Here is a 20,452-nt window from a genome sequence, read left to right as displayed (position 1 = left end):
TCCAGGGAATGGGGATGCGCAGTGCATATCTTTATTTATCTCATCATCTTTTTCTCGTTCTTCGATTTATTTGCCCAATTGCCGATCATCAGCCCATTTGCAGTCGAGCTGCAGGCCACTCCATTTTTGGCGGGGCTCGCGGTCGGGATGTATTCGCTGTCGAATACATTCGGCAATATCCTATCCGGTGTTTTTTCCGACAGGAAAGGGCCGTTCGCCATTCTGGTCACCGGACTGGTGTTGACAGCGTTGTTTCTTTTCACTTATTCATTCGCTGAAGATCCATACAGCCTTCTGATCGTCCGTTTCCTCCATGGGTTAGCCGCGGGATTGATCATTCCTGCCGCATTCACCTATCTGGCCAACCGCACAGAACAGAACCGCCGCGGAAAAGGGGCGGCAGTTTCAGGAGCATTTGTGGGCTTGGCTGCAATCATCGGACCTGCATATGGAGCGATATCTGCAAGCCGTTCGGGTGTTCCGGAGACCATGGCGATTACAGGAGTGATGCTGCTGATCCTTGGGGTTTTTTCTTTTTTCCTGTTGAACCGAAATGTGAAAAGCGGAAAAAAACTGCCTGCTGGACCCCTCTCCTTCATGATGATCCGGCGAAATCCTGGATTATTGCGGGCATTCATGGGCGCTTTTTTCCTGATGTTTTCCCAGGGCGTCCTTGCTTATATGCTGCCGCTGAAAGTCGATTTGCTCGAATTGCCTTCGGAAATGAGCGGATTGCTGCTGAGTGTTTTCGGCATCACCGCCATTCTGATTTTCCTGTTGCCGGTCAACCGCCTTTTTGATCGGGTGAAACCTGTCTATACCTTAATCGCAGGCTTTTCCGTCATGGGCAGCTCACTCTTTTTATTGAGCGCCGTTTCAGCCGCCCCGCTGCTGTATGTGAGCATGATCTGCTACGGCATCGGCTTTGCCTTATTATTCCCATCCATCAACTCGCTGTTGATCGATGCCACTACAGAACGCTCCCGCGGCAGGGCCTACGGTTATTTTTACGCTTTCTTCTCGATCGGCGTTGTGGCAGGCTCTTCCTTCACCGGTGCTTTGGCGCTGACTGCCGACCAGGGTTTCGTCACCAGCGGCGTATTGCTTCTGAGCGCGGCAGCCATTAATCTGGCGACATTAAAAAAATGAAGAAGTAAAGGGTGGTCCGAGGACCACCCTTTTAAATATTCTCTGTGCCTATGCGTGGTTCCGGAGAGACCGAATCGGTGTTTTCCGATTTTTCCTTGCTGCTGTCGTTGGAGGACAATTTTTTATCGTCTTCGTTTTGCTGTTCTTTTTCATTTTGCTGTTCTTCTTCATTGTAATATTGCACGGAAGTCATTGAACCTTCCGATACCATCTTGTTTTCACGCGGTTCTTTCGGATCTGAGCCGTCATGTGGTGTCTTTTTAACGTCATCCAAGTTTTGTGATTCCATATAACTGTTCACCTTCTCTTTCGCATTATTGAAAGCCAATGTCGCTTTTTCACGATTTTCCGGATTTTTGAAATATGCGTAGGCACCTACCGCAAGGCCTGCCAGCAACAGTCCCTTGCCTTTTCCTTTAGCCATTCAACCACTCCTCCGCCAAATAATGTCTTCTATATAATATACCCTTATTCAATGAATTTAATCTTTTTGGACAGTGCATCGAAAGCTCAGATTTTCTCCAGTTTCATATCAAGATGGGGAATGCCGTCTTCATCATATTCGGCTGAAATCGGCTCGAATCCGAACGATTGATAAAAATCCTTCAAATAGACCTGCCCCTGTAATTGAATCGCTTCCGGCTGCCATTCGGCAAAGATGAAATCAATGCATTTGTGCATCAGTTCTTTCGCCAATCCCCTGCCTCTCGCTTCCTGTCTGACAATCACCCGTCCGATGGAAGGGATATCGTATTTCAGGCCGCCCGGAACGAGCCTTGCGTAAGCAAGAACTTTTCCGTCCTTGGTATAGGATAAGTGGGCAGATTCCTGATCCAGACCATCAAGTTCCGGATAAGGGCAATTTTGTTCCACCACAAAGACATCGACACGCAGCTTCAATCGTTCGTAAAGTTCCGCTGCTGTCAGTTCATCAAATTTATGCAGTTCCCAAGTCAAAAGCACTCACTCCTTTTGTCTCTATTATTCCACAACAGTGGCTATTCATGCAGAATTTTGATATGATGACGAAAAGAATTTCTGAGGTGATTGCATGATTCGCACAGGTACTTCCCAAGATATAACCGCTGTCCAGGAAATTGCCCATACCAGCTGGAATGACACTTATCAAAATATTATCCCTTCGAATATACAGCAAAGTTTCTTAGATAAATCCTATTCTGTTCCGATGATGGAAATGCGTTTAAAAAAGACGATTCTTTTATTGGCTGAACATGAGGGAGAGGCTGTCGGATTTGCCAATTTCACAAAACTCGATGATGACGGCGATGCCGAACTCATCGCCCTCTACATGAAACCGGAACATCAGCGCAACGGCTACGGCAAGAAACTGCTCCACAGCGGATTGACGTATCTGCTCGATGGTTCGAATCTATTCGTCTATGTTGAATGTGAAAATATGAAAGGCCGCCGCTTCTATGAAGCGAACGGTTTCGAGTTGGTGGAAGAGTTCGAGGAATTATTTGAAGGCCACCCGCTGCAGACAGCCAAATATGTTTATAATTTGAAAGCACCCGCTCTGTGAGCAGGTGCTTTTTCATTTCCCTATAAAGGACGGCGAGGCGTGTCGTCGTCGGAACGCGCATCTTCTTTGCGAAGCATATCATCTGTCCTTGATCTTCGTGTTTCGTCCCTGCGCTCGACAGGCTCGGTTCTTCTGCCGACCGTTTCTTCGCGGCGAACAGGATCGTCTGTTCTGCCTGCATGATCCTCGCGGTAGACCGGATCTTCATTTCTGTACAGTTCATCTTCACGCAACTGCGGCTTGCGCACGAAGCACATGATCGCTGCGACATAGAAAAGGATCGATGTCGGCGATAGGACGAATGCCAGCAAACCTGCCAGGATGAAGAATACGCCTGCCAGATTCGCACTTCGGGTTTTCTTCAAGTTAAGGATGGCCACAATCGCAAAAATCGTGCTCAATACAAGCATTGCGACAAGGATCCATCCGAATACACTGACACTGCCCGTTATGAAGTCCACCACCATTTGAGCTTCTTCCGGATTTCCTTCAAATGCAGGGTCATTCATGATCTCCTGCTGGAATTGCTCGAACTCCGCTGTCCCTTCCAAGCTGCTGATGGATGTAATCAGCCATGCCAATAAAATAATGCTGAGCACATTAAATACGATACCGATAATACCTAAAACTCTTTCACCTGTCCTGCTGATCATTCCATTATTCACTGAATTCCCTCCTTATTATTAGTAGTAGTCACTATAAAAGCAGCTATTAATACATTGCCTGTAAATAGGATTCCCTAAATAAAATTGCGCAAAACATGTTTAATTGCCTCGGAGCCGGGTATTTATTTAGTAAGAAACAAAAATGCAAACAATTGAAAGGAGTTCTAAAAAATGGAAAAAAACTTAGTTTTTACTCAATCAGATTTCATGGTCGGTCTAGGTGGAGCTTCAATTTTAACTGGTATCGTTTTCTTAATGACATTCCTATAAGAAATTGGAGGCAATTATGAAAAATTACATACGCGAAACGTAGAAAAAGCAATCCAGACCATAATCGGCAGATTGCTTTTTTGTGTTGTTCTTCTATAATAAGCGCATTCAGTCAATCTCCCTGATTACGCCTTTAAGTCTTCATACTCATCCGAGCGTTCAAAAACAGCCGCTACATACGAACAAACCGGTTCTATTTTATAGTCATTTTCACGTGCATATGCTGCTGCACGGTCGACCAGTTTTTTCGCAAGGCCCTGATTGCGCATCTCTTCCTTTACATATGTGTGTTCCACGACCATAAGATCAGCCATCTGAGTCCACGTAATTTCTCCGTTGACGGTTCCGCCGTCTTCATTGCGGAATGCAAATTCTTCCTGCCCAAGTTCGATCAATTTAAATTCCATCTTCCATCCTCCTCGATTACTGCTTATTAATATTCAACGGGCGCAGTGATGCTTCAATCGCATCCCGCTTAGGCTCTAAAAATGGTGGCAAAGCCAATGTCTCCCCTAAACTTTCAAGCGGTTCATCTGTCGCAAAGCCGGGTTCATCTGTCGATAATTCAAACAGGATACCGTTCGGCTCCCGGAAATAGATCGCTTTGAAATAGTAGCGGTCCACTTCCCCGGAAGTCATAAAGCCGTTTTCACGCAGGTAATTATTCCACTTGCTGTATTCTTCGTAGGTTTTAACCCGGAACGCCACGTGATGGACGCTGCCGCGGCCGGGTCTTTCAGGTGGAAGATCCGGACGTTCCTCTACATGTACTTCGCCAGCCGGTCCGCCTTTTCCTGTCGAATAGACAAAAATTTCTTCCATGCCGGCTGTGTCCGACGGGTAGCTGCCAATCAGTTCAAAGCCCATGATCTCCGTCAACACCGCTGCTGTGCGGTCTCTCTTTCTCACCGTCAGCTGTACATTGCCTAATCCAAGAATTGCATACTCTTCCGGTATACCTGATTTTGTCCACGGAATACCAAATTCAATGCCTGTTCCGTCGTCTACCGTAAGCATCAGGCGGGAGCCTTCAAAATCCTGGAAATCCAATGTTTTACGGTTGAACCTGTCCTGTATTTCACCGTGAGGCACTTCAAATTCCTTAAAGCGCTTCAGCCAATACTCCAGCGCTTCTTCATTCCTTACCCGAAAAGCTGTCTTACTGATGCTTGAAACACCTGGATATGTGCGCCCCGCCATCGGGATATCAAAATACGTCATATCCGTTCCCGGTGTTCCAACAGCATCCGCGTAAAATAAATGATAGGATGAGGTCGAATCCTGATTCACGCTTTTCTTCACAAGGCGCATGCCGAGGATGCGTGTAAAAAAGTCATGGTTTTTATCTGCATTGGCTGTAATTGCCGACACATGGTGAATCCCTTCCAGTTTCATGATACCTGCCCCTTTCAATTGTCTCGAATTCGAGATATTAAACAAATAATAACACGCACTGGTATTCGTCGCAAGAATATGGCTTGGGATAAACCAATTTTTTCTATCTTCTTCAATCATTTCACTGCAGCTGGAGTGGAAAGAGAATAAATATAGATGAATAATCGATATGACGCTTCGCTGGGGTTCACTTCTAATGAGAACGTGAAGCACCCATGACTCCTCACAGTTTCAGCGTAGCGTTGAGCACTCACCCGCACGAAAGGTCTGAGTTAGCTCAGCGATGCAGGGACAGAGACAGGAGCACGGGTTTTGGAAGGCAAGCTGTTTTGCGGATTATCGGTTATATAGGTCATAACAAAAAACGGACAGCCTGGGTGGGCTGTCCGTTTTTATCAGTTAAACCAAGATCGAACTGTGTCCGCCAGGTTTCTGAAGAATTCTTTCACGCTGTTCCAAAAGCCTTCATTGTTGACGATCGAACCAAGTTTATCTTCAATCGTTTTGCTTAAATCTTCAAGCTGCGTCGACCATTTGGAGAAATCGATATCCAGCTGGCGGATGCGGTCCATCAGATCCGTCAATAATTTACGGTCTTCCGGGCTCAACTCGATCTGCAGCTTCGATAATTGTTCTTCAACAATTTTTTCGACGTCTTCACGGGAAGCTGGATTTGTTTCAGCAATCTGCTTTTTGATCTCTGTCAGCAATTCGCTGACTTTTGCTTCATCCACGTTTTCAGCAAGCTCCGTTGCAACTTCCAGTTCATCGTTCGCTACGTCTGTACGTTCCGGATCCAGTTGTTCGCCGTTCACTTCATAAGCTTTATAGATTCCCACCAATGCAGAATGGCCAGTGACCGGTTTGGGTGCCGCAACTTCAACTGTGGCATTTTCGATCCCTGCCGTCAGCATGGCATTGGCATACATTTCGGCAGTTACTTGCGTGATGTTATCCGGAGTTACGATTTGGATGACAAGACCCTTGCCTTCATCCTGACGGGTGATTTTTGCGGATGAGAACATGCGCGCACGTGCATCGCCGTCTTTGATATAAGCCACGAGGTCTTCGCCTGTCACTTCGATTTCTTCCACTTCCGCTTCGTCTTCGACACTCAGATCTTCAGAAACGCTCGCTTTTTCAGCTTCTGACAGATTTCCTCCGTACACGACGATCGGCACGCCGAATTTTTCATTGATACCGACATTCGCCATGGCCATGGAAGGCAGGATCATGGATATAGTTAAAATCATTGCAATCGTTGCGATTAGTTTTTTCATCTTTGTAAACCCCTTTCATAGAAATAATACGAATCAATTCCAGAAAGGTTGCATTACTTCTGCTGGAGTTTTGTCCAGCCATCTTCCTGCACAATTCGGCGATCTTTATATAATCTTCCTAAAGCCCGTTTGAATGCAGCTTTGCTCATGCCGAACATTTCCTGTATCTCATCCGGTGAAGATTTATCGCTGAAAGGCATCTGGCCGCCGGATTCCGTTAAATAACGCATGATCGTTTCCGCGTCATCCGACAGGCGTTCCTGTTTGCGCGGCAATAGAGAGCCGTTCAATGTACCATCGTCTTTGACGCCGATGATGCGCACTGTTTTTTCTTCGCCGAGGCGAGGTTCTTCTTCACGCTCTGTTTCGTGGACGAAGATTCTGTACATTTCAGGCACAGAAAGCATGAATGTGCCTACCGGCAGCAGACGGTAAGCCCGCGCTTTCAAATCCTGGTTATAGACGGCTGTTGGCGCATCCACGTATAATTCATTGACTTTTTCTTCTGTCGCGAGCCGCCCGTACAAGTCACCATAACGGTCTGTGCGCAGTGTCATGAAGATATGGTCTCCTTGTTTCGGCCATAATTCCTCAAATTGCGGCAAGTCTGCAGGCAATACATAAACTTCACGCGTCGTGCCGATATCCACGACAGCACCTTCACGTTTTGAAATTTTCAATACTTTTGCCCAGCCGTAGATGCTTGGCAGAATATGCGGGATCATTGGCGTGGCAGAAACACCGCCTTGACGGTTACGGTAAAGGAATACTTCAATTTCTTCCCCGATTTCGCGTCCTTCCTCGATTTCCGATTCGTTCATCAGGACTTCGTCACCTGATCCGTCGGATAAGATCCACTGGGAACCTGAACGGTCTTTAATTTGTAATGTCAATTTTTCACCTGGGTGTAATGCCATAATTGAACCTCCTGTTTCGTTTAACTGTTCTTTTCTTCATTCTTCAGTTTTTCCAGCTTGCTGATAAAATCCGGATTTTCTTCAAGTGCCTGAACAAGGTCCGCGATGCGGTTGATGGAATTCCAGCTTAAATGATGTTCAATTCCTTCTACATCATCATAAATACGCTCTTCCTCAACACCGATCAGGCGCAGGAACTGCTCCAGCAGGTCATGCCGTTTCACAAGGCGCTTCCCTAGCTTCTGGCCTTGCGGTGTCAGCACCAGCCCCCTGTATCGCTCATAAATCAGGTAGCCGTCCTTGTCCAGTTTCTGTACCATCTTCGTGACCGATGACGGTAATACAGACAACGCTTCCGCAATATCCGAAACGCGGGCGTAGCCTTTTTGTTCGATCAAAGAATAGATGATTTCGATATGGTCTTCCATACTTGGAGTAGGCAAATTTCGTTCCTCCCTAACGTAGCTATCCTCAGTTTACTATACCCTCCGCCGGCGAACAACTGAGCTTCCCCGCCTGAATCCGCCTGAAATTCCGCCCCAAGGTTTAGATGGTATTTTTCGAGGGTACTTATTACTATCAAGCAGAAAGGCTGGTGAGAACATATGGCTCGTATTTTATGGATTATTCTCGTAGTTATTTTAGCAATTTGGCTTATTGGATTTTTAATGGACGTAGCAGGAGGATTAATTCACCTTCTATTGATTGTTGCGGCAATCATCCTGATCGTTAACTTGATTTCCGGCAGGAAAGGCGTATAGAAGAAGAGACGGCGAGGACATTCCTCACCGTCTCTTTTTTTGTCGCTTATCGATCTCCTCATTAAACCCTGATTTTCGAATACACACACGTATCCCGCAATTTATTGTCTAAACGCGACAGCGTATCGTTGCGCAGGATGCCTTCCAATGTGAAATCCAGCCTTTCGGCGACAGCACGGCTTCTCACGTTGTCAGGGTCGCACCTGATCTCCACCCGGTTAGCCCCGAGTTCCTCGAATGCAAAGCGTGAAATGCGGTCGACCGCTTCCGTTACAAAGCCTTTTCCTTCAAAGCGGTTATCGACCCAATAGCCGATTTCAAATTTGCGCACATCCCAGTCAATGCGGTGAAGGCCGCTTGAGCCGACGAATTCCCCGGTCTCTTTCAGGAAAAAATGAAGGCGAAGATCTTTGCGCAGCTGGAAATCCGCTGCCGCTTCGATCAAATTCGCTTCAATCTGTTTGAGGTCGGGTTTTTTCTGGGCAAACGGCATCCAGGGCCGCAAAGAATCGATGGAATGCTTGATCGCTTCATAACTGTGGACGGCATCGCTCCGGCGGGGCGCCCGTATCAGCAGGCGCTCCGATTCAAATTCTTCCGGGAAATCGAGCAGCACCGGATTGAATGGAGGTGAAGACGGTTCTGCGATCGTATCTTCCCACAGCACCGGCGTCGTGACGCCCTGCTGCCAGTCTTCGCGTGTCATGCCGTACGTGACCGCATCAAAATAGCGGTTTTCTTTAGTCGAAAACCAGGCCTGCCTCATATGGGCCTCTTTGACGAATCCGGTACGTTCAAATGCTTTACGCATGGCAAAGTTATCATGGCGTGTATGGCCTTCAAGCCGGATTTTCTTTTCAGGCAATGAAAATACGTAATCCGCCGTCATTTTCAACGCTTTCGGACCATAGCCTTTTCCGCGATATGGATCGGCAATCCGCAGATCGAACAGCGGGATATCATCTTGAAGATCGAAAATCTTTACCAGCCCGACCTGCTCGCCTTCGTCATTCTCTACCCAAAAGGTGGTTACCTGATCAGACTGATAACCGCCTTCTTCTATCGTCTTCTGTATCAATGCACGAACAGGGTGTTCCTGCCCATGATACGGCCAGGAGTTCGTCGTCATAAAATGGATCAGCTGTTCCTGCTCTTCCATCGTCCACTCAGTTAATTTCAAAACAAATCCTCCAAGCATGCAGTGTTTACTTTTGGACCCTAACCAGGCGCAGCGCATTCAGGATCACGAGGAGTGTCGCACCCATATCAGCGAAAATCGCTATCCACAGCGTAAGCCATCCGGGAATGATCAACAGCAGCGCAATCACCTTCAACCCTAAAGCAAACATGATATTTTCCTTTATTATACGCAATGTCTTGCGGCTTAGTCGAATAGTATATGGAAGTTTCTCCAGATCATCCGCCATAAGGGCGATATCGGCAGTTTCAAGCGCTGCATCCGTGCCCGCTCCGCCCATTGCGATTCCTATTGTCGACGCAGCGAGTGCAGGTGCATCATTGATGCCATCACCCACCATCGCCACACGGCCGTATTGCTGCTGAAGTTCGCGGATCGCTGATAATTTATCTTCCGGCATCAATCCTGCCCGGATATCACTGACACCGATTTCTTTTCCGATTGCATCCGCTGTAGACGGATGGTCTCCCGTCAGCATGATGGTGGAGCTGATGCCCATTTCCTTCAATCTCCCGATAATGGACGGGCTTTCAGTACGGACGGCGTCAGCGACTGCAATGATGCCCACCAGAACATCTGTCCTGAAGACGGCCATGACCGATTTGCCGATTTGCTGAAGCTCACTGGCATACTGCGGTATCTTCAGTCCATATTCTTCCGCCCACAGCAGGCTGCCGATATGGATTCTTTGCCTTTCTACATCTGCGTATGCCCCTTTGCCTGTAACCGACTGGAAATTTTCGGCCGGCAGGAGCTCACCGTGTGCTTCTTTGATGATCGCCCGTGCGAGTGGATGCTGCGACATCGTTTCGGCTGATGCTGCGAGCTGCACAAGCTGCTGTTTTGTATAGCCGTTTTCCGGAATCGCATCCGTCATTTCCGGATAGCCTTTCGTCAATGTACCGGTTTTATCAAATGCCACCGCATTGATGCGGCCGGTTTCTTCCAAATGGATGCCGCCTTTGATCAGGACCCCTTGTCTCGCTGCGTTACCGATTGCGGTCACGATTGCAACCGGCGTCGAAACGACCAGCGCACAAGGACAGCCGACAACCAGCACGGCCAAGCCCTGATAGATCCAAAGCTGCCAGTCGCCTGTCACATATCCCGGCACCAGAGCCACAAGGAAGGCAATCGCAATAATCGCCGGCGTGTAATATTTCGCGAACCGGTCAACGAATTTTTGGGAAGGCGCTTTTTCAGCTTGCGCTTCTTCAACAAGATGGATGATTTTTGCGATAGTTGTATCTTCCACCCGTTTAGTGACGGTCACTTCAAGTGCGCCTTCTTCGTTCATCGTTCCCGCAAATACTTCATCACCAGCTGTTTTGATGGCCGGAATCGATTCTCCCGTAATCGCTGCCTGATTGACTGCAGACTGCCCGCGTAAAACGGTGCCGTCCATCGCGATCTTCTGACCGGGCTTCACAATCAGCACATCCCCGATGCGCACCTCTTCCGTATCCATTTCAAGCAATTCCCCGTTCCGCTGGATAAGGGCACGCGCCGGCGCAAGATCCATGAGACCCCGGATCGACTGGCGCGCCTTGTTCATGGAGAAGGACTCAAGCGCTTCACTGATCGCGAATAAAAACACGACCACTGCGCCTTCACGCCATTCACCGATAATGGCGGCACCGATGACTGCGATCGTCATCAACGTTTTCATATCGAATTCAAAGCGGCTCAGATTCAGGAGCCCTGTGCGGAACATATGATAGCCGCCGACCAGCATCGAACCGCCAAAGAGACCAATTGCCCATGGGTTATTTTCAGCAGTCTGGAATGAAATGATGACACCCGCCGCCAGCAATAAGAACGAAATCGCCGTTTCAATCGACTGCCGGCGCTTGTAGAAAGGCGTGTGTTCGATCCTCGACTTTTCCGGATAAACACGGATATGGTCGAAAGCTCCAGCCTGTTCAAGCGCTTCAATCGAGACATCGCCGTCGACTGTCAGCTTGGAAGCGCCGAAATTCAATTCGACATTTTTGATATCGGGCAAGTTGCGGACGTTATTCTCGAATTTCGCCGCACAGCTTGTGCAGGACAAATTCTCCAGCCGGTAGGTTTTAACCATTTACCACACCTTCTTTCGCGTGTTCATGGGCGATGGTCACAAGCTGATGTACATGTGTGTCTGACAGCGAATAATAGATCTGCTTCCCTTTCCGCTCGGATTTCGCCAATTTCCTTTCACGGAGATAGCGCAAATGGTGAGAAGCGGTAGCGGTCGAACCGCCGATGACAGCCGCAATATCACAGACACACATTTCTTCTTCGATCGTTAAGGCGTAAGCGATTTTCAGGCGCGTTTCATCTGCCAGCGCTTTGAAAAGAACCGTCACATCAGACAGGTCCGTCATTTGATTTTGGACGTTTTCCACTCGTTCAGGGTGGACTTTCGTAACTTCACAAAGTTCCTTCATCTTACTCCCTCTTTTCATTCAAACAAGCATTTGATTGTTGACTCCATTTTAGCATGCAGCACCAGATAATCAAACCTTTGTTTGAATGTATGGTTCCATCAAAAGAAAAGGACTTTCCCGGTTCTTGTCGAATTGATATCGTTAAGTATATTCAGAGGCAAAAGGGGGAGCTATGCATGTACCGGAAGATTTTATTGGCAGCAGATGGTTCGGACCATTCAAAGCGGGCAGCCGCGGAAGCAGTGAAAATGGCAAAAGTGTTCAGCGGCGCCGCCGTCACTCTGCTCTACGTCGTGGATTATGAAAAGGCTCGGACAGAAGTGCAGCATGACCGGCACAGCGATGAGCCCCATCTGCACCGCAAGCAATTGCTCCTGCCGCTTGAAAATCTCTTCACTTCGGCCGGAGTGCCTGTGGAAACGAAGACGCTGCATGGTGCGCCGGGGCCAACAATCATCCGCTACGCCAATGAAAACGATTATGATATCGTCTTTATCGGCAGCCGCGGACTCAATTCTTTCCAGGAAATGGTGCTCGGCAGCGTCAGCCACAAAGTGGCAAAACGGGTCCAGGCACCTGTAGTCATCGTAAAATAAAGAGAAGAAGGGCAACTGGATGCTGGTCATCTCAGTCGCCCTTCCTCTCTTTAAAATAGTGTATACGCCAGTATAAATAATCCCAGTCCGCCAATCAGGTTGGCCGCCAGATAGGAGATTCCAGCGAACCAGTCGCCATCTTCAAAATCCTTCACGGCATCAAGCGCCATCGTCGAGAAAGTGGTGAAGGCGCCGAGGAAACCCGTCAGCCAGAATACGGATAAATTGCCGCTTCCGATAAAAGCACCGATGATGAATGAACCGAGAACGTTCACCAGAAATGTGGCGATCTTCGGTTGTCTCCAGCGGCTTTCGGCAACCAGATAAAACAGATAACGCGCCATGGCACCAAGAAATCCGCCAAGCGCAATTTCGATTCCTGTCATTCCTTCACACCCTTTCTGCCCAGCCATAATCCGGCAGCGGCCGCAGCAACTGCAGCCGCTGTCATCGCCAAGCCATAGAACGCGCCGATTACGACAGAATTTTCAAGTACCCGGAACCAGTCATTCGAAAAAGCTGAAAAAGTGGTAAAAGAGCCCAGCAGCCCTGTTGATATGAACAGCCGTATCTCGGCGGACTTTTCACTGAGTTTCATTACGGCAAAGCCGATCAGAAAGCTGCCGATGATATTGATCAGCCAAAGACTGACCATACCCGGTACGGCAGCATATATCCATGCGCGCAGCAACGAGCCGGCCATACCGCCGGCCCCCACCGCCAACATCCTTTTCACATGTAACGCCCCTCATCTTTTTTCTCCATTATAACTTACTCCGCTTTGAGAGTTAAAGTTGAACCTTCTGCCGAGCCGTCGATCGGGGTTCTGTGGTAATCCCCTTCTGCCCATTTATCAACCTGGTTATGGAAGAAATTCGATTTCATGTGTCCGCTGATGCCCGGTCCGACAATGTGGTGGGCACCTGACAGATCAGCAAAGTCTGCAACGAAACGCCATGCCGCTCCGTGGTGAACCTTGCCGTCATCCTTAAACGCCGCTGCCTGCACGGTGATATTGGACCCGCCGAGCGGAACCGGATCAGGATTCAGGAATCTTTCGAGAATCGGTGATGCCCCAGCCATCGGATGCGGGAAGGTCAGCTGGTGAAATTCCCCCCATTTCCAGTCGGCCGGGTCTCCCCCGAAATCATCTTCAATCTCTGACATGCTCGTTTCCAGTGCGTCTGTCAGCCATTTCTCCAAACCCCCATATTCGCTGACCCACACGCCGTCATTGCCGGCGAACGATTCGCGCAGCATGGCATCGGTGATATGGTTTTTCCCAGGCATCAAATCATAGACATCTTCCGGAAATTCATCTTCCAGCAGCGTATGCGGCAGCTGCTTCATCCATTTATGGAAAATGAGCGGCGCCGCCTGATCTTCTGCATCAAATTGGTCCCAATCAGTGAGCAACGCGAGGATTTCATCATACTCACCGCTCTCGGATCGCACCGCTTCGATCATGTCATCCAGAAATTCAGCAGCATACAGATTTTTTTGGTCCATCTGAAGCTCCATCATATCTTCCGCCGTCAATTGGTCTGATGCTTCCAGCACTTCCGCAATCCGCTCGTAGCGGTATGGCTGCGCCCAGAAATCCGTGATGTGATATTCATAGGAATCATCCACCACCTGATTATTCGCTGTCGCAATAAAACCGCTTTCCGGATTTACGACGGTCGGCAACTCATCAAACGGCACGTATCCTTCCCATCCGTAATCGGCGGAATCACCGGGAACGGGCAATTGGCCGTCTCCCGTCTTCCGGATCGGGATACGCCCGTTCGCTTTATAGGCGATGGTGCCATCCGTTGCCGCAAAGACAAAATTCTGTGCGGGTGCCTGGAAATCTTCCAGGGCCGTTTCAAAGTCTTCCCAGTTCTCGGCCTTATTGAAACCGAGCACCGCCTGCAGTTCAAGCGTCGGTTCGAGTGCCGTCCACTGCATCGAGAACAGGGCCCCCGGATCTTCTTCTTCGTAGAGAAGATCGGAAATGATCGGTCCGTGGCGTGTCACCAACACTTCAAAATCGACGGTCTCCCCGTCACTTACCCGGATCGGCTCATCGCGGACCTCTGCCTGCTCCCATTCGCCTTCATACAGGAACTGGGTCGGGTCGTCCGGATTCGGCGTCTCGATATAGAGATCCTGTACGTCCGGACCAACATTCGTCACACCCCAGGCAACATTCTCATTGTGCCCGAGAATGATACCGGGAACGCCTGCAAAAATGACGCCTGACACGTTTTGTTCCGGTGACTGCAGATGCATCTGGTACCAGATGGATGGTGTGCTGAGACCCAGATGCGGATCATCGGCGAGAAGCGGCATGCCACTTTCCGTCTTATCGCCCGACACGACCCAGTTATTGCTGCCATTGAATTCACTCGGCACAAGCGATGCATCGAACTCTCCCGCCACTTTTACCTGACTGCCGATATTGGCTTCGATGATCGACGGTGCTTCTTCCGGATATTCAATGAACAATTCCCGTGCTTTGTCTTCAGGAAATTCACCGAGCACCCAGTGCCGAACTGCAAGGGACGACCAATTGCCGCCAAGGTCGTAAGCCATAAATTTCCCGATTGCCAGCGAATCGACCGGCGTCCATTCTTCCGGTGTGTATCCCAGCAGGCTGAATTCATAGCTCAATTTGTCCTCGGCTTTCGCTTCCTCAATAAAAGCATTCACCCCTTCGGCGAACCACTCGAGCACTTGCTTCGACTCGGCGTCATAGCCTTCCCACGATTTTTCAGCAGCATCGCGCAGACTGAACGTACGGAAGAATTTATCCGTATCGACAGCTGCCGCTCCCACGGCTTCTGCCAGACGCCCGCTTGCCTGACGGCGTGACAGGTCCATCTGGAACAGCCGGTCCTGCGCTACGACATAACCCTGGGCACGGTAAAGGTCCGCATCCGACTGCGCTTCAATATGCGGCACGCCGATTTCATCGCGAATCACCTTCACCTCTTTATCCAGGATGGACACAGTCAATTCCCCGCTGATCACCGGTTTCGATTTCCCGATGTAAGCGTTTACAAAAATGAGCGCGATGACTGCAACTGCGAGCAAGACCCCGAACGTACCGAGCATCCATTTGAGCCATTTTCTTTTTTTCGGCTTTTTCACCATTTCACTTTCTCCCCCTTTTCATCCTCTTATTGCATTCGACCCGAAGCCAGATTTTCCCTTCAAGTTAATGGAAGTTATAACCCCAGAGCTTCTTCGGCAATAAAAAAACAGGAACCCTTTTCAAAGGTTCCCGTTCGCATGTCAATTGAGGTCGTCGCCGACGATTTTCACTTCAAGTTCCAAATCGATGCCGAATTTTTCCCGCACCGCCGACTTCACCATTTCGATCGTCTGGATGTAATCGTTGGCTGTCGCATTGTTTTTATTGACAATAAACCCTGCGTGCTTGGTCGAAACTTCTGCACCGCCGAAGCCCTTGCCCTGCAATCCGCTTTCCTGGATCAGCTTGCCGGCAAAATTGCCGGGCGGACGTTTGAATACACTGCCTGCTGAAGGAAACTCAAGCGGCTGCTTCGTTTCACGCTGATGCGTCAAGTCTGCCATTTTGGCATCGATGACGTTCTGATCGCCTTTTTCAAGAGCGAATTCCGCCGAAAGAACGTAATATCCTTCTTTCGTAATGATGCTCTTGCGGTAATCGAGTTCAAGTTCTTCCTTGGATAGGACCAGTTTTTCCCCTTCGGTCGTGAGCACAGTTGCCTGAACGATAATATCTTTGATCTCACCGCCGTAAGCTCCGGCGTTCATCGCCATTGCCCCGCCGACCGATCCTGGAATTCCACAAGCGAACTCAAAGCCGGTCAATCCGCTGACAGCTGCCGCTTTCGACACTTCCTTGATGTTCGCGCCGCCCTGTGCGTAGACATTCAATCCATCGATACGGACCTCTTTAAGGCTTTTCAGGTTCAATACAATCCCCCGCACGCCGCCATCACGCACGACCATATTAGAACCATTGCCCAATAATAGAAGCGGAATATTGTTCTCATATGCATATTTAACTGTATAAGCAGTTTCATCTTCATTGGTTGGTGATACAAAAATATCAGCCGGTCCGCCCATTCTCGTCATCGTATGCAGATGCAGCGGCTCGTCGATTTTCACGTGGCTTTCCGCCACAAACCGGCGAAGGTCTGATAACCATCTTTCTTTCGTCATTCCAAGCAAATCCCTTCTAAACAATATAACTTCTAATAGTATCCGATTTTATCCCCCGATTTACAAGCATTAATCATCATATACGTTCTAAAGTCCAACGAAAATTTTATCTCGAATTCGAGAATAATTAATTAAAGTATATTGACATCATAGTTTTATTGGTTTATAGTCGGTTTAGACATAAAAAATATTGGAGGAAATTACACATGAAAAAATGGACAGTAGACGCAGCGCATTCGGAAATCGGTTTTTCAGTAAAACACATGATGGTATCAAAAGTTAAAGGCTCTTTCGCATCATATGATGCAACAGTGGAAGCAGATGAAACGGATCTTCAAGGCGCTTTGATCGATTTCAAAATCGACGTGGCAAGCATCAACACAAACAATGAAGACCGCGACAACCACTTGCGTTCAGGAGATTTCTTCGACGCTGAAAAATATCCGAACATCACTTTCAAAGCAAGCGAGATCGCTAAAAAAGACGACGGTGAATATGAATTGACTGGCGACTTGACGATCAAAGACGTAACACGTCCAGTGACTTTCGACGTTGAATACGGTGGCAAAGCAACAAACCCTTGGGGCGTTGAAGTTGTAGCGTTCAGCGGCGAAGGCAAAGTAAACCGTAAAGATTTCGGCCTTACATGGAACCAGACGCTTGAAACCGGCGGCGTTCTTGTAGGCGAAGACATCAAGATCACCCTTGAACTTGAAGCTAACCCGGCATAAATTGATAGATACAAAAGGAGCTGCAGTCCATCTGCAGCTCCTTTTTGACTTTATTTGAATGGACTTTATTCCTCGATCCGTTTAAGCGGCTTGACGGCCGGGCCTTCCAGCACTTCGCCTGTATAAGAAAAACGGGAACCGTGGCACGGGCAATCCCATGAACGTTCGGCATCGTTCCATTTCGTTTCGCATCCCATATGGGTGCAGGTCGTATCGACGAGATGCAGCTGACCGTATTCATCACGGTAACCGCCCGCCGCCCCTTTCGACGTTTTGACACTTGCGCCTTCTCCGTTTTCAAGAGCATCCGGCGTTTTCATCGATTTCTTCAATTTGCCTTTGACCAGCTCTTTGGCAACGGATGCATTGTCTTTTACAAAGCTTGCCACATCGACCGCTTTCATCTTCGTGCGGGTCGGATCATATAAGGAAGCAAAGCGGTTTTCATTGCCAAGGACCTGGTCACTCAACAGCAGGCCTGCAACCGCGCCGTGTGCCATTCCCCATTTACGGAAACCGGTTGCGACCAGGATGTTTTCATAGCCGACCGTGCTCGTTCCGATATACGGAATCTTGTCGAGTGTCGACATATCCTGCGCCGACCAGCGGTAAGGGATTTCTTCCACACCGAAATGCTCGTCGCCCCATTTTGCCAGCTTTTCATAATTCTCGATCGTCTCTCCCGAGTGCTTGCCGGAGCCGTGTCCTTCCCCGCCGATCAGCAGGAGCTGCTCGCCGTCATCATTTTTTGCATAGCGCAGAGAGCGCATCGGCATATCGGTGCTGATATACATATGCTTTGGCACAGTGCCTTTCACTTTTGCCGCCACTACATATGAGCGTTCCACCGACATCCTTGCGAAGTACATGCCGTCCGCATCGTTGAATGGATAATGAGTGGCCACGATGACTTTTTCACACGACAGATGTGACATATTCTCTGTTTGGATCACGGGATTTTTTTTGCTGAGAATTTTTACCGCTCGGGTCTTTTCATAGACCGTCCCGCCAAGGCGCTCAAATTCCTTCACCAGCCCGGCCAGGAATTTCACCGGATGGAATTGTGCCTGATTGCGCATGACCACCGCTTCCTTGACTGCAAACGGCAGTTCAACTTCCTCTTTCGCGAGCCCGCCTGGAATGCCGAGCTGCTGATAGGCTTCCGCCTCTTGTTCGATGAGTTTCGCGCCGATTTCCGTATTCGCATAGACGAAGGCATCCTGATGTTCAAAATCGCAGTCGATCCCGAGTTCCTCGGCGGTGTTTTTGATCCATTCCAGCCCTTCTATATTGGCATCATAATATCTTTTTGCATCGATTTCACCCGCCATTTTGATCAGCGGGAAATAAAACAACCCGTGCTGCGCTGAAATTTTAGCCGTCGTATAACCGGTTACGCCGTCCACTAATTTCCCAGCATCGATCAACGTCACACTCTTCCCGGCTTTCGCCAGTAAATAAGCACTGATGATGCCGGCAATACCACCGCCGACAACGCCTATTTCCGTCGACTCATTTTTTTGCAGCTGTGGATAATCCGGTATGTCATCAAATGCACGCCAATAAGATTCTTTTGACGTCGGGATATCATTTTTATCAATTTTCATCGCTGCCAAGTCCTCCTCAAAATTCATTTACCTTTTATGTACCCTTCCTTCCAAAAAATAAGCGTATAGAAAAACCCGGGAACGCTTCAGCGTTTCCGGGTTTTCGGCAATTGTTCCTATACATTCACTTTATCAAATGATTTAGCTGCTTCTTCGACGCGTTTCATGCCGTCTGCAATAATTTCCTGCGCTCTGTCAGGATACATATTGTGGCCTTCGATGATCACTTCTTCGATATCTTCGATGCCGAAGAAATTCATGATCATGCGGACATAGTTGACGCTCATTTCGCTTGGCGCCATTTCCGGAGTGGAGTATACTCCGCCGCGGGCATTCAGGATGATGACTTTCTTTTCAGGGACAAGGCCTTGTGGACCTTCTTCCGTATATTTGAATGTCACGCCTGCACGGTAGATATAATCGATGAAAGTCTGCAGGGGTGCCGGAATCGTTTTATTCCATAACGGGAAGGCGAATACAACAACGTCAGCCTCAAGGAAAGCGTCCATCGCTTTGTTCGCAGCTGTCAAAATGCGCTGTTCGATATCTTCCAATTCCTCAGCCTGTACTGATTTCTGCATAGCGTTAAAGAAATCCTGGCCGAAATACGGCATATCCTCTTTGAATACGTCGAACGTTTTCACGTTCACGTCAGACCCTACATTGTCCATAAATACATCGTACATTTTACTTGAAACGCCCTCTGATGCCGGACGGTTATTGGCTTTTACTACTAAAACATTCATGAAAATTAAAATCTCCTTTTACGTTAATATTAGTTATCCCTAATCAATGACTATCCAATTTTAAGAACTATACTTGCTCCAGTCAATCAAAGTGCCTGACAGGAGTCATTCCGAATGGCAGGAATCCCCTGTGCAATAGCTTGTCTTCTTATTACCGGCAGGTTTGGTAGCCGGCCGGATCCCTTCTTCATCAGCGATCTGTTCGATCGAATCGATGAACGCTTCAAGGGGCTGGGCGCCGGATATGGCGTACTTGCGGTTGATCACGAAAAATGGAACTCCTTGAACACCCAGTTGCCCTGCCTCAGCGATATCCTGATGCACTTCCGTTAAAAAGTCATCCGAATCAAGAACGGCTTTCGCTTCATGGCGCGGCAGACCGATTGCTTCAGCGTTATCAAGCAATACCTGATGCTTGCCGATATGCTCAGCCTTAACGAAATAAGCATTCAGCAATTGTTCGGTCAGCAGGGCCTCCCTGCCATAGGTCGCCGCCCATTTCACCAGTCTGTGGGCAGCAAGTGTATTGGCTTGGACCATATGTTCAAAGTCGTATTCCAAACCGACTTGCCGGGCATGGGCTGCGACGCCTTTTGTTATTTCTTTGGCCTGCCCGACGGAATTGCCGAATTTGGCAGCCAGGCTTTCATAAACGGAAATATCGGAATCCACCGGAGTCGCCGGATCCAATTGATAAGCTTTAAAAGTAACTTCGCATTGATTGTTAAAGCCCGTTTTTACCAGGGCCTGCTCGAGTGTGCGTTTGCCTATGTAACAAAATGGACATACATAGTCGGACCAAATCTCAATTTTGAACATCATCGTTCACCTCGCCCTTTACTATAGCAAGCAAAAATGGAAGGCTCAATATTTCTGCCTGTGGACACTGAAAAGCGACAACGGCCGTTTAGCTCTGAAAGGCATAAGACGGAACAGCAGAGTGGCGTTCTGTGCCACGGCAGCTGGAC

General features: G+C 48.6%; 23 protein-coding genes. 5 read left to right on the top strand and 18 right to left on the bottom strand.

Going from position 1 to position 20,452, the window contains the following annotated elements; genetic code table 11:
- Positions 1-21: 21 nt before the first annotated feature.
- On the top strand, positions 22-1,149 hold the full coding sequence (locus IQ294_RS11545; protein ID WP_203334184.1) for an MFS transporter: 1,128 nt from the start codon (positions 22-24) through the stop codon (positions 1,147-1,149).
- Positions 1,150-1,180: 31 nt separating this feature from the next.
- Here the strand turns inward: IQ294_RS11545 and IQ294_RS11540 are convergent, their stop codons facing one another.
- Together IQ294_RS11540 and IQ294_RS11535 are read right to left on the bottom strand one after the other, a co-directional pair.
- Complete coding sequence (locus IQ294_RS11540) at positions 1,181-1,573, bottom strand: hypothetical protein (RefSeq protein WP_203334183.1); 393 nt, start codon at positions 1,571-1,573, stop codon at positions 1,181-1,183.
- Positions 1,574-1,659: 86 nt separating this feature from the next.
- Positions 1,660-2,106, bottom strand: coding sequence for a GNAT family N-acetyltransferase (locus tag IQ294_RS11535; RefSeq protein ID WP_203334182.1), 447 nt, complete (start codon positions 2,104-2,106; stop codon positions 1,660-1,662).
- A gap of 94 nt (positions 2,107-2,200) precedes the next feature.
- Between IQ294_RS11535 and IQ294_RS11530 the strand changes: the two genes are divergently transcribed.
- Positions 2,201-2,692: a GNAT family N-acetyltransferase gene (locus IQ294_RS11530; protein WP_203334181.1), complete on the top strand. Its 492-nt coding sequence runs from the start codon at positions 2,201-2,203 to the stop codon at positions 2,690-2,692.
- A gap of 20 nt (positions 2,693-2,712) precedes the next feature.
- On the opposite strand, the gene IQ294_RS11525 is transcribed toward IQ294_RS11530, so the two are convergent.
- From IQ294_RS11525 to mntR, 6 genes are all read right to left on the bottom strand, one after another.
- Entirely contained in the window at positions 2,713-3,357 is a 645-nt protein-coding gene (locus tag IQ294_RS11525; RefSeq protein ID WP_203334180.1) for a DUF4064 domain-containing protein, read from the bottom strand.
- Between the two features lie 395 nt (positions 3,358-3,752).
- Positions 3,753-4,034 carry a GNAT family N-acetyltransferase gene (locus tag IQ294_RS11520; protein ID WP_203334179.1) on the bottom strand — a complete coding sequence of 94 codons (282 nt, stop codon included), beginning with the start codon at positions 4,032-4,034 and terminating at the stop codon, positions 3,753-3,755.
- A gap of 16 nt (positions 4,035-4,050) precedes the next feature.
- Positions 4,051-5,022: a ring-cleaving dioxygenase gene (locus IQ294_RS11515; RefSeq protein WP_203334178.1), complete on the bottom strand. Its 972-nt coding sequence runs from the start codon at positions 5,020-5,022 to the stop codon at positions 4,051-4,053.
- 395 nt (positions 5,023-5,417) lie between these two features.
- The gene (locus IQ294_RS11510) at positions 5,418-6,302 is read right to left on the bottom strand and encodes a DUF1002 domain-containing protein (protein WP_203334177.1); all 885 of its coding nucleotides are present in this window, start codon (positions 6,300-6,302) and stop codon (positions 5,418-5,420) included.
- 53 nt (positions 6,303-6,355) lie between these two features.
- Positions 6,356-7,219 carry a CvfB family protein gene (locus IQ294_RS11505; RefSeq protein WP_203334176.1) on the bottom strand — a complete coding sequence of 288 codons (864 nt, stop codon included), beginning with the start codon at positions 7,217-7,219 and terminating at the stop codon, positions 6,356-6,358.
- Between the two features lie 20 nt (positions 7,220-7,239).
- Positions 7,240-7,662, bottom strand: coding sequence for a transcriptional regulator MntR (gene mntR, locus IQ294_RS11500; protein WP_203334175.1), 423 nt, complete (start codon positions 7,660-7,662; stop codon positions 7,240-7,242).
- A gap of 162 nt (positions 7,663-7,824) precedes the next feature.
- Here mntR and IQ294_RS11495 point away from each other — a divergent pair, with 162 nt between their 5' ends.
- Positions 7,825-7,980 carry a lmo0937 family membrane protein gene (locus tag IQ294_RS11495; protein WP_112224129.1) on the top strand — a complete coding sequence of 52 codons (156 nt, stop codon included), beginning with the start codon at positions 7,825-7,827 and terminating at the stop codon, positions 7,978-7,980.
- Between the two features lie 61 nt (positions 7,981-8,041).
- Here IQ294_RS11495 and IQ294_RS11490 read toward each other — a convergent pair whose 3' ends face one another.
- Genes IQ294_RS11490 through IQ294_RS11480 form a run of 3 tightly spaced genes read right to left on the bottom strand, consistent with a single transcriptional unit; the run spans position 8,042 to position 11,607 of the window.
- Positions 8,042-9,160: a GNAT family N-acetyltransferase gene (locus IQ294_RS11490; protein ID WP_203334174.1), complete on the bottom strand. Its 1,119-nt coding sequence runs from the start codon at positions 9,158-9,160 to the stop codon at positions 8,042-8,044.
- A gap of 25 nt (positions 9,161-9,185) precedes the next feature.
- Complete coding sequence (locus tag IQ294_RS11485; RefSeq protein WP_203334173.1) at positions 9,186-11,258, bottom strand: heavy metal translocating P-type ATPase; 2,073 nt, start codon at positions 11,256-11,258, stop codon at positions 9,186-9,188.
- Positions 11,251-11,607, bottom strand: coding sequence for an ArsR/SmtB family transcription factor (locus IQ294_RS11480; RefSeq protein WP_203334172.1), 357 nt, complete (start codon positions 11,605-11,607; stop codon positions 11,251-11,253). Before IQ294_RS11480 ends, IQ294_RS11485 begins: the two co-directional genes overlap by 8 nt.
- A 176-nt stretch (positions 11,608-11,783) precedes the next feature.
- Here IQ294_RS11480 and IQ294_RS11475 point away from each other — a divergent pair, with 176 nt between their 5' ends.
- Positions 11,784-12,203: a universal stress protein gene (locus IQ294_RS11475; RefSeq protein WP_203334171.1), complete on the top strand. Its 420-nt coding sequence runs from the start codon at positions 11,784-11,786 to the stop codon at positions 12,201-12,203.
- Between the two features lie 50 nt (positions 12,204-12,253).
- Here the strand turns inward: IQ294_RS11475 and IQ294_RS11470 are convergent, their stop codons facing one another.
- The 4 genes from IQ294_RS11470 to murB form a co-directional block, all read right to left on the bottom strand.
- Entirely contained in the window at positions 12,254-12,589 is a 336-nt protein-coding gene (locus IQ294_RS11470; protein WP_203334170.1) for a fluoride efflux transporter FluC, read from the bottom strand.
- A complete protein-coding gene (locus tag IQ294_RS11465) occupies positions 12,586-12,930 on the bottom strand; it encodes a fluoride efflux transporter FluC (RefSeq protein WP_238942809.1) in 345 nt (114 codons plus the stop codon). Before IQ294_RS11465 ends, IQ294_RS11470 begins: the two co-directional genes overlap by 4 nt.
- 44 nt (positions 12,931-12,974) lie before the next feature.
- Positions 12,975-15,341, bottom strand: a complete 2,367-nt coding sequence (locus tag IQ294_RS11460) for a penicillin acylase family protein (RefSeq protein WP_203334168.1) — start codon at positions 15,339-15,341, stop codon at positions 12,975-12,977.
- A 141-nt stretch (positions 15,342-15,482) separates the two neighbouring features.
- Positions 15,483-16,400 carry a UDP-N-acetylmuramate dehydrogenase gene (gene murB, locus IQ294_RS11455; protein WP_203334167.1) on the bottom strand — a complete coding sequence of 306 codons (918 nt, stop codon included), beginning with the start codon at positions 16,398-16,400 and terminating at the stop codon, positions 15,483-15,485.
- 206 nt (positions 16,401-16,606) lie between these two features.
- On the opposite strand from murB, the gene IQ294_RS11450 reads away from it, so the two are divergent.
- Positions 16,607-17,131 (top strand): YceI family protein, encoded by a 525-nt coding sequence (locus IQ294_RS11450; RefSeq protein WP_203334166.1) that lies wholly within the window; start codon positions 16,607-16,609, stop codon positions 17,129-17,131.
- Positions 17,132-17,196: 65 nt separating this feature from the next.
- Here the strand turns inward: IQ294_RS11450 and IQ294_RS11445 are convergent, their stop codons facing one another.
- From IQ294_RS11445 to IQ294_RS11435, 3 genes are all read right to left on the bottom strand, one after another.
- Entirely contained in the window at positions 17,197-18,738 is a 1,542-nt protein-coding gene (locus IQ294_RS11445; RefSeq protein WP_203334165.1) for an FAD-dependent oxidoreductase, read from the bottom strand.
- A 116-nt stretch (positions 18,739-18,854) separates the two neighbouring features.
- A complete protein-coding gene (locus IQ294_RS11440) occupies positions 18,855-19,484 on the bottom strand; it encodes an FMN-dependent NADH-azoreductase (RefSeq protein ID WP_203334164.1) in 630 nt (209 codons plus the stop codon).
- A gap of 105 nt (positions 19,485-19,589) precedes the next feature.
- Entirely contained in the window at positions 19,590-20,306 is a 717-nt protein-coding gene (locus IQ294_RS11435) for a DsbA family oxidoreductase (protein WP_238942790.1), read from the bottom strand.
- Positions 20,307-20,452 lie beyond the last annotated feature (146 nt).

This window comes from Planococcus beigongshangi, from assembly GCF_016820495.1.
Lineage (GTDB): Bacteria > Bacillota > Bacilli > Bacillales_A > Planococcaceae > Planococcus > Planococcus beigongshangi.
This window is presented reverse-complemented; position numbering and strand designations above follow the sequence as displayed.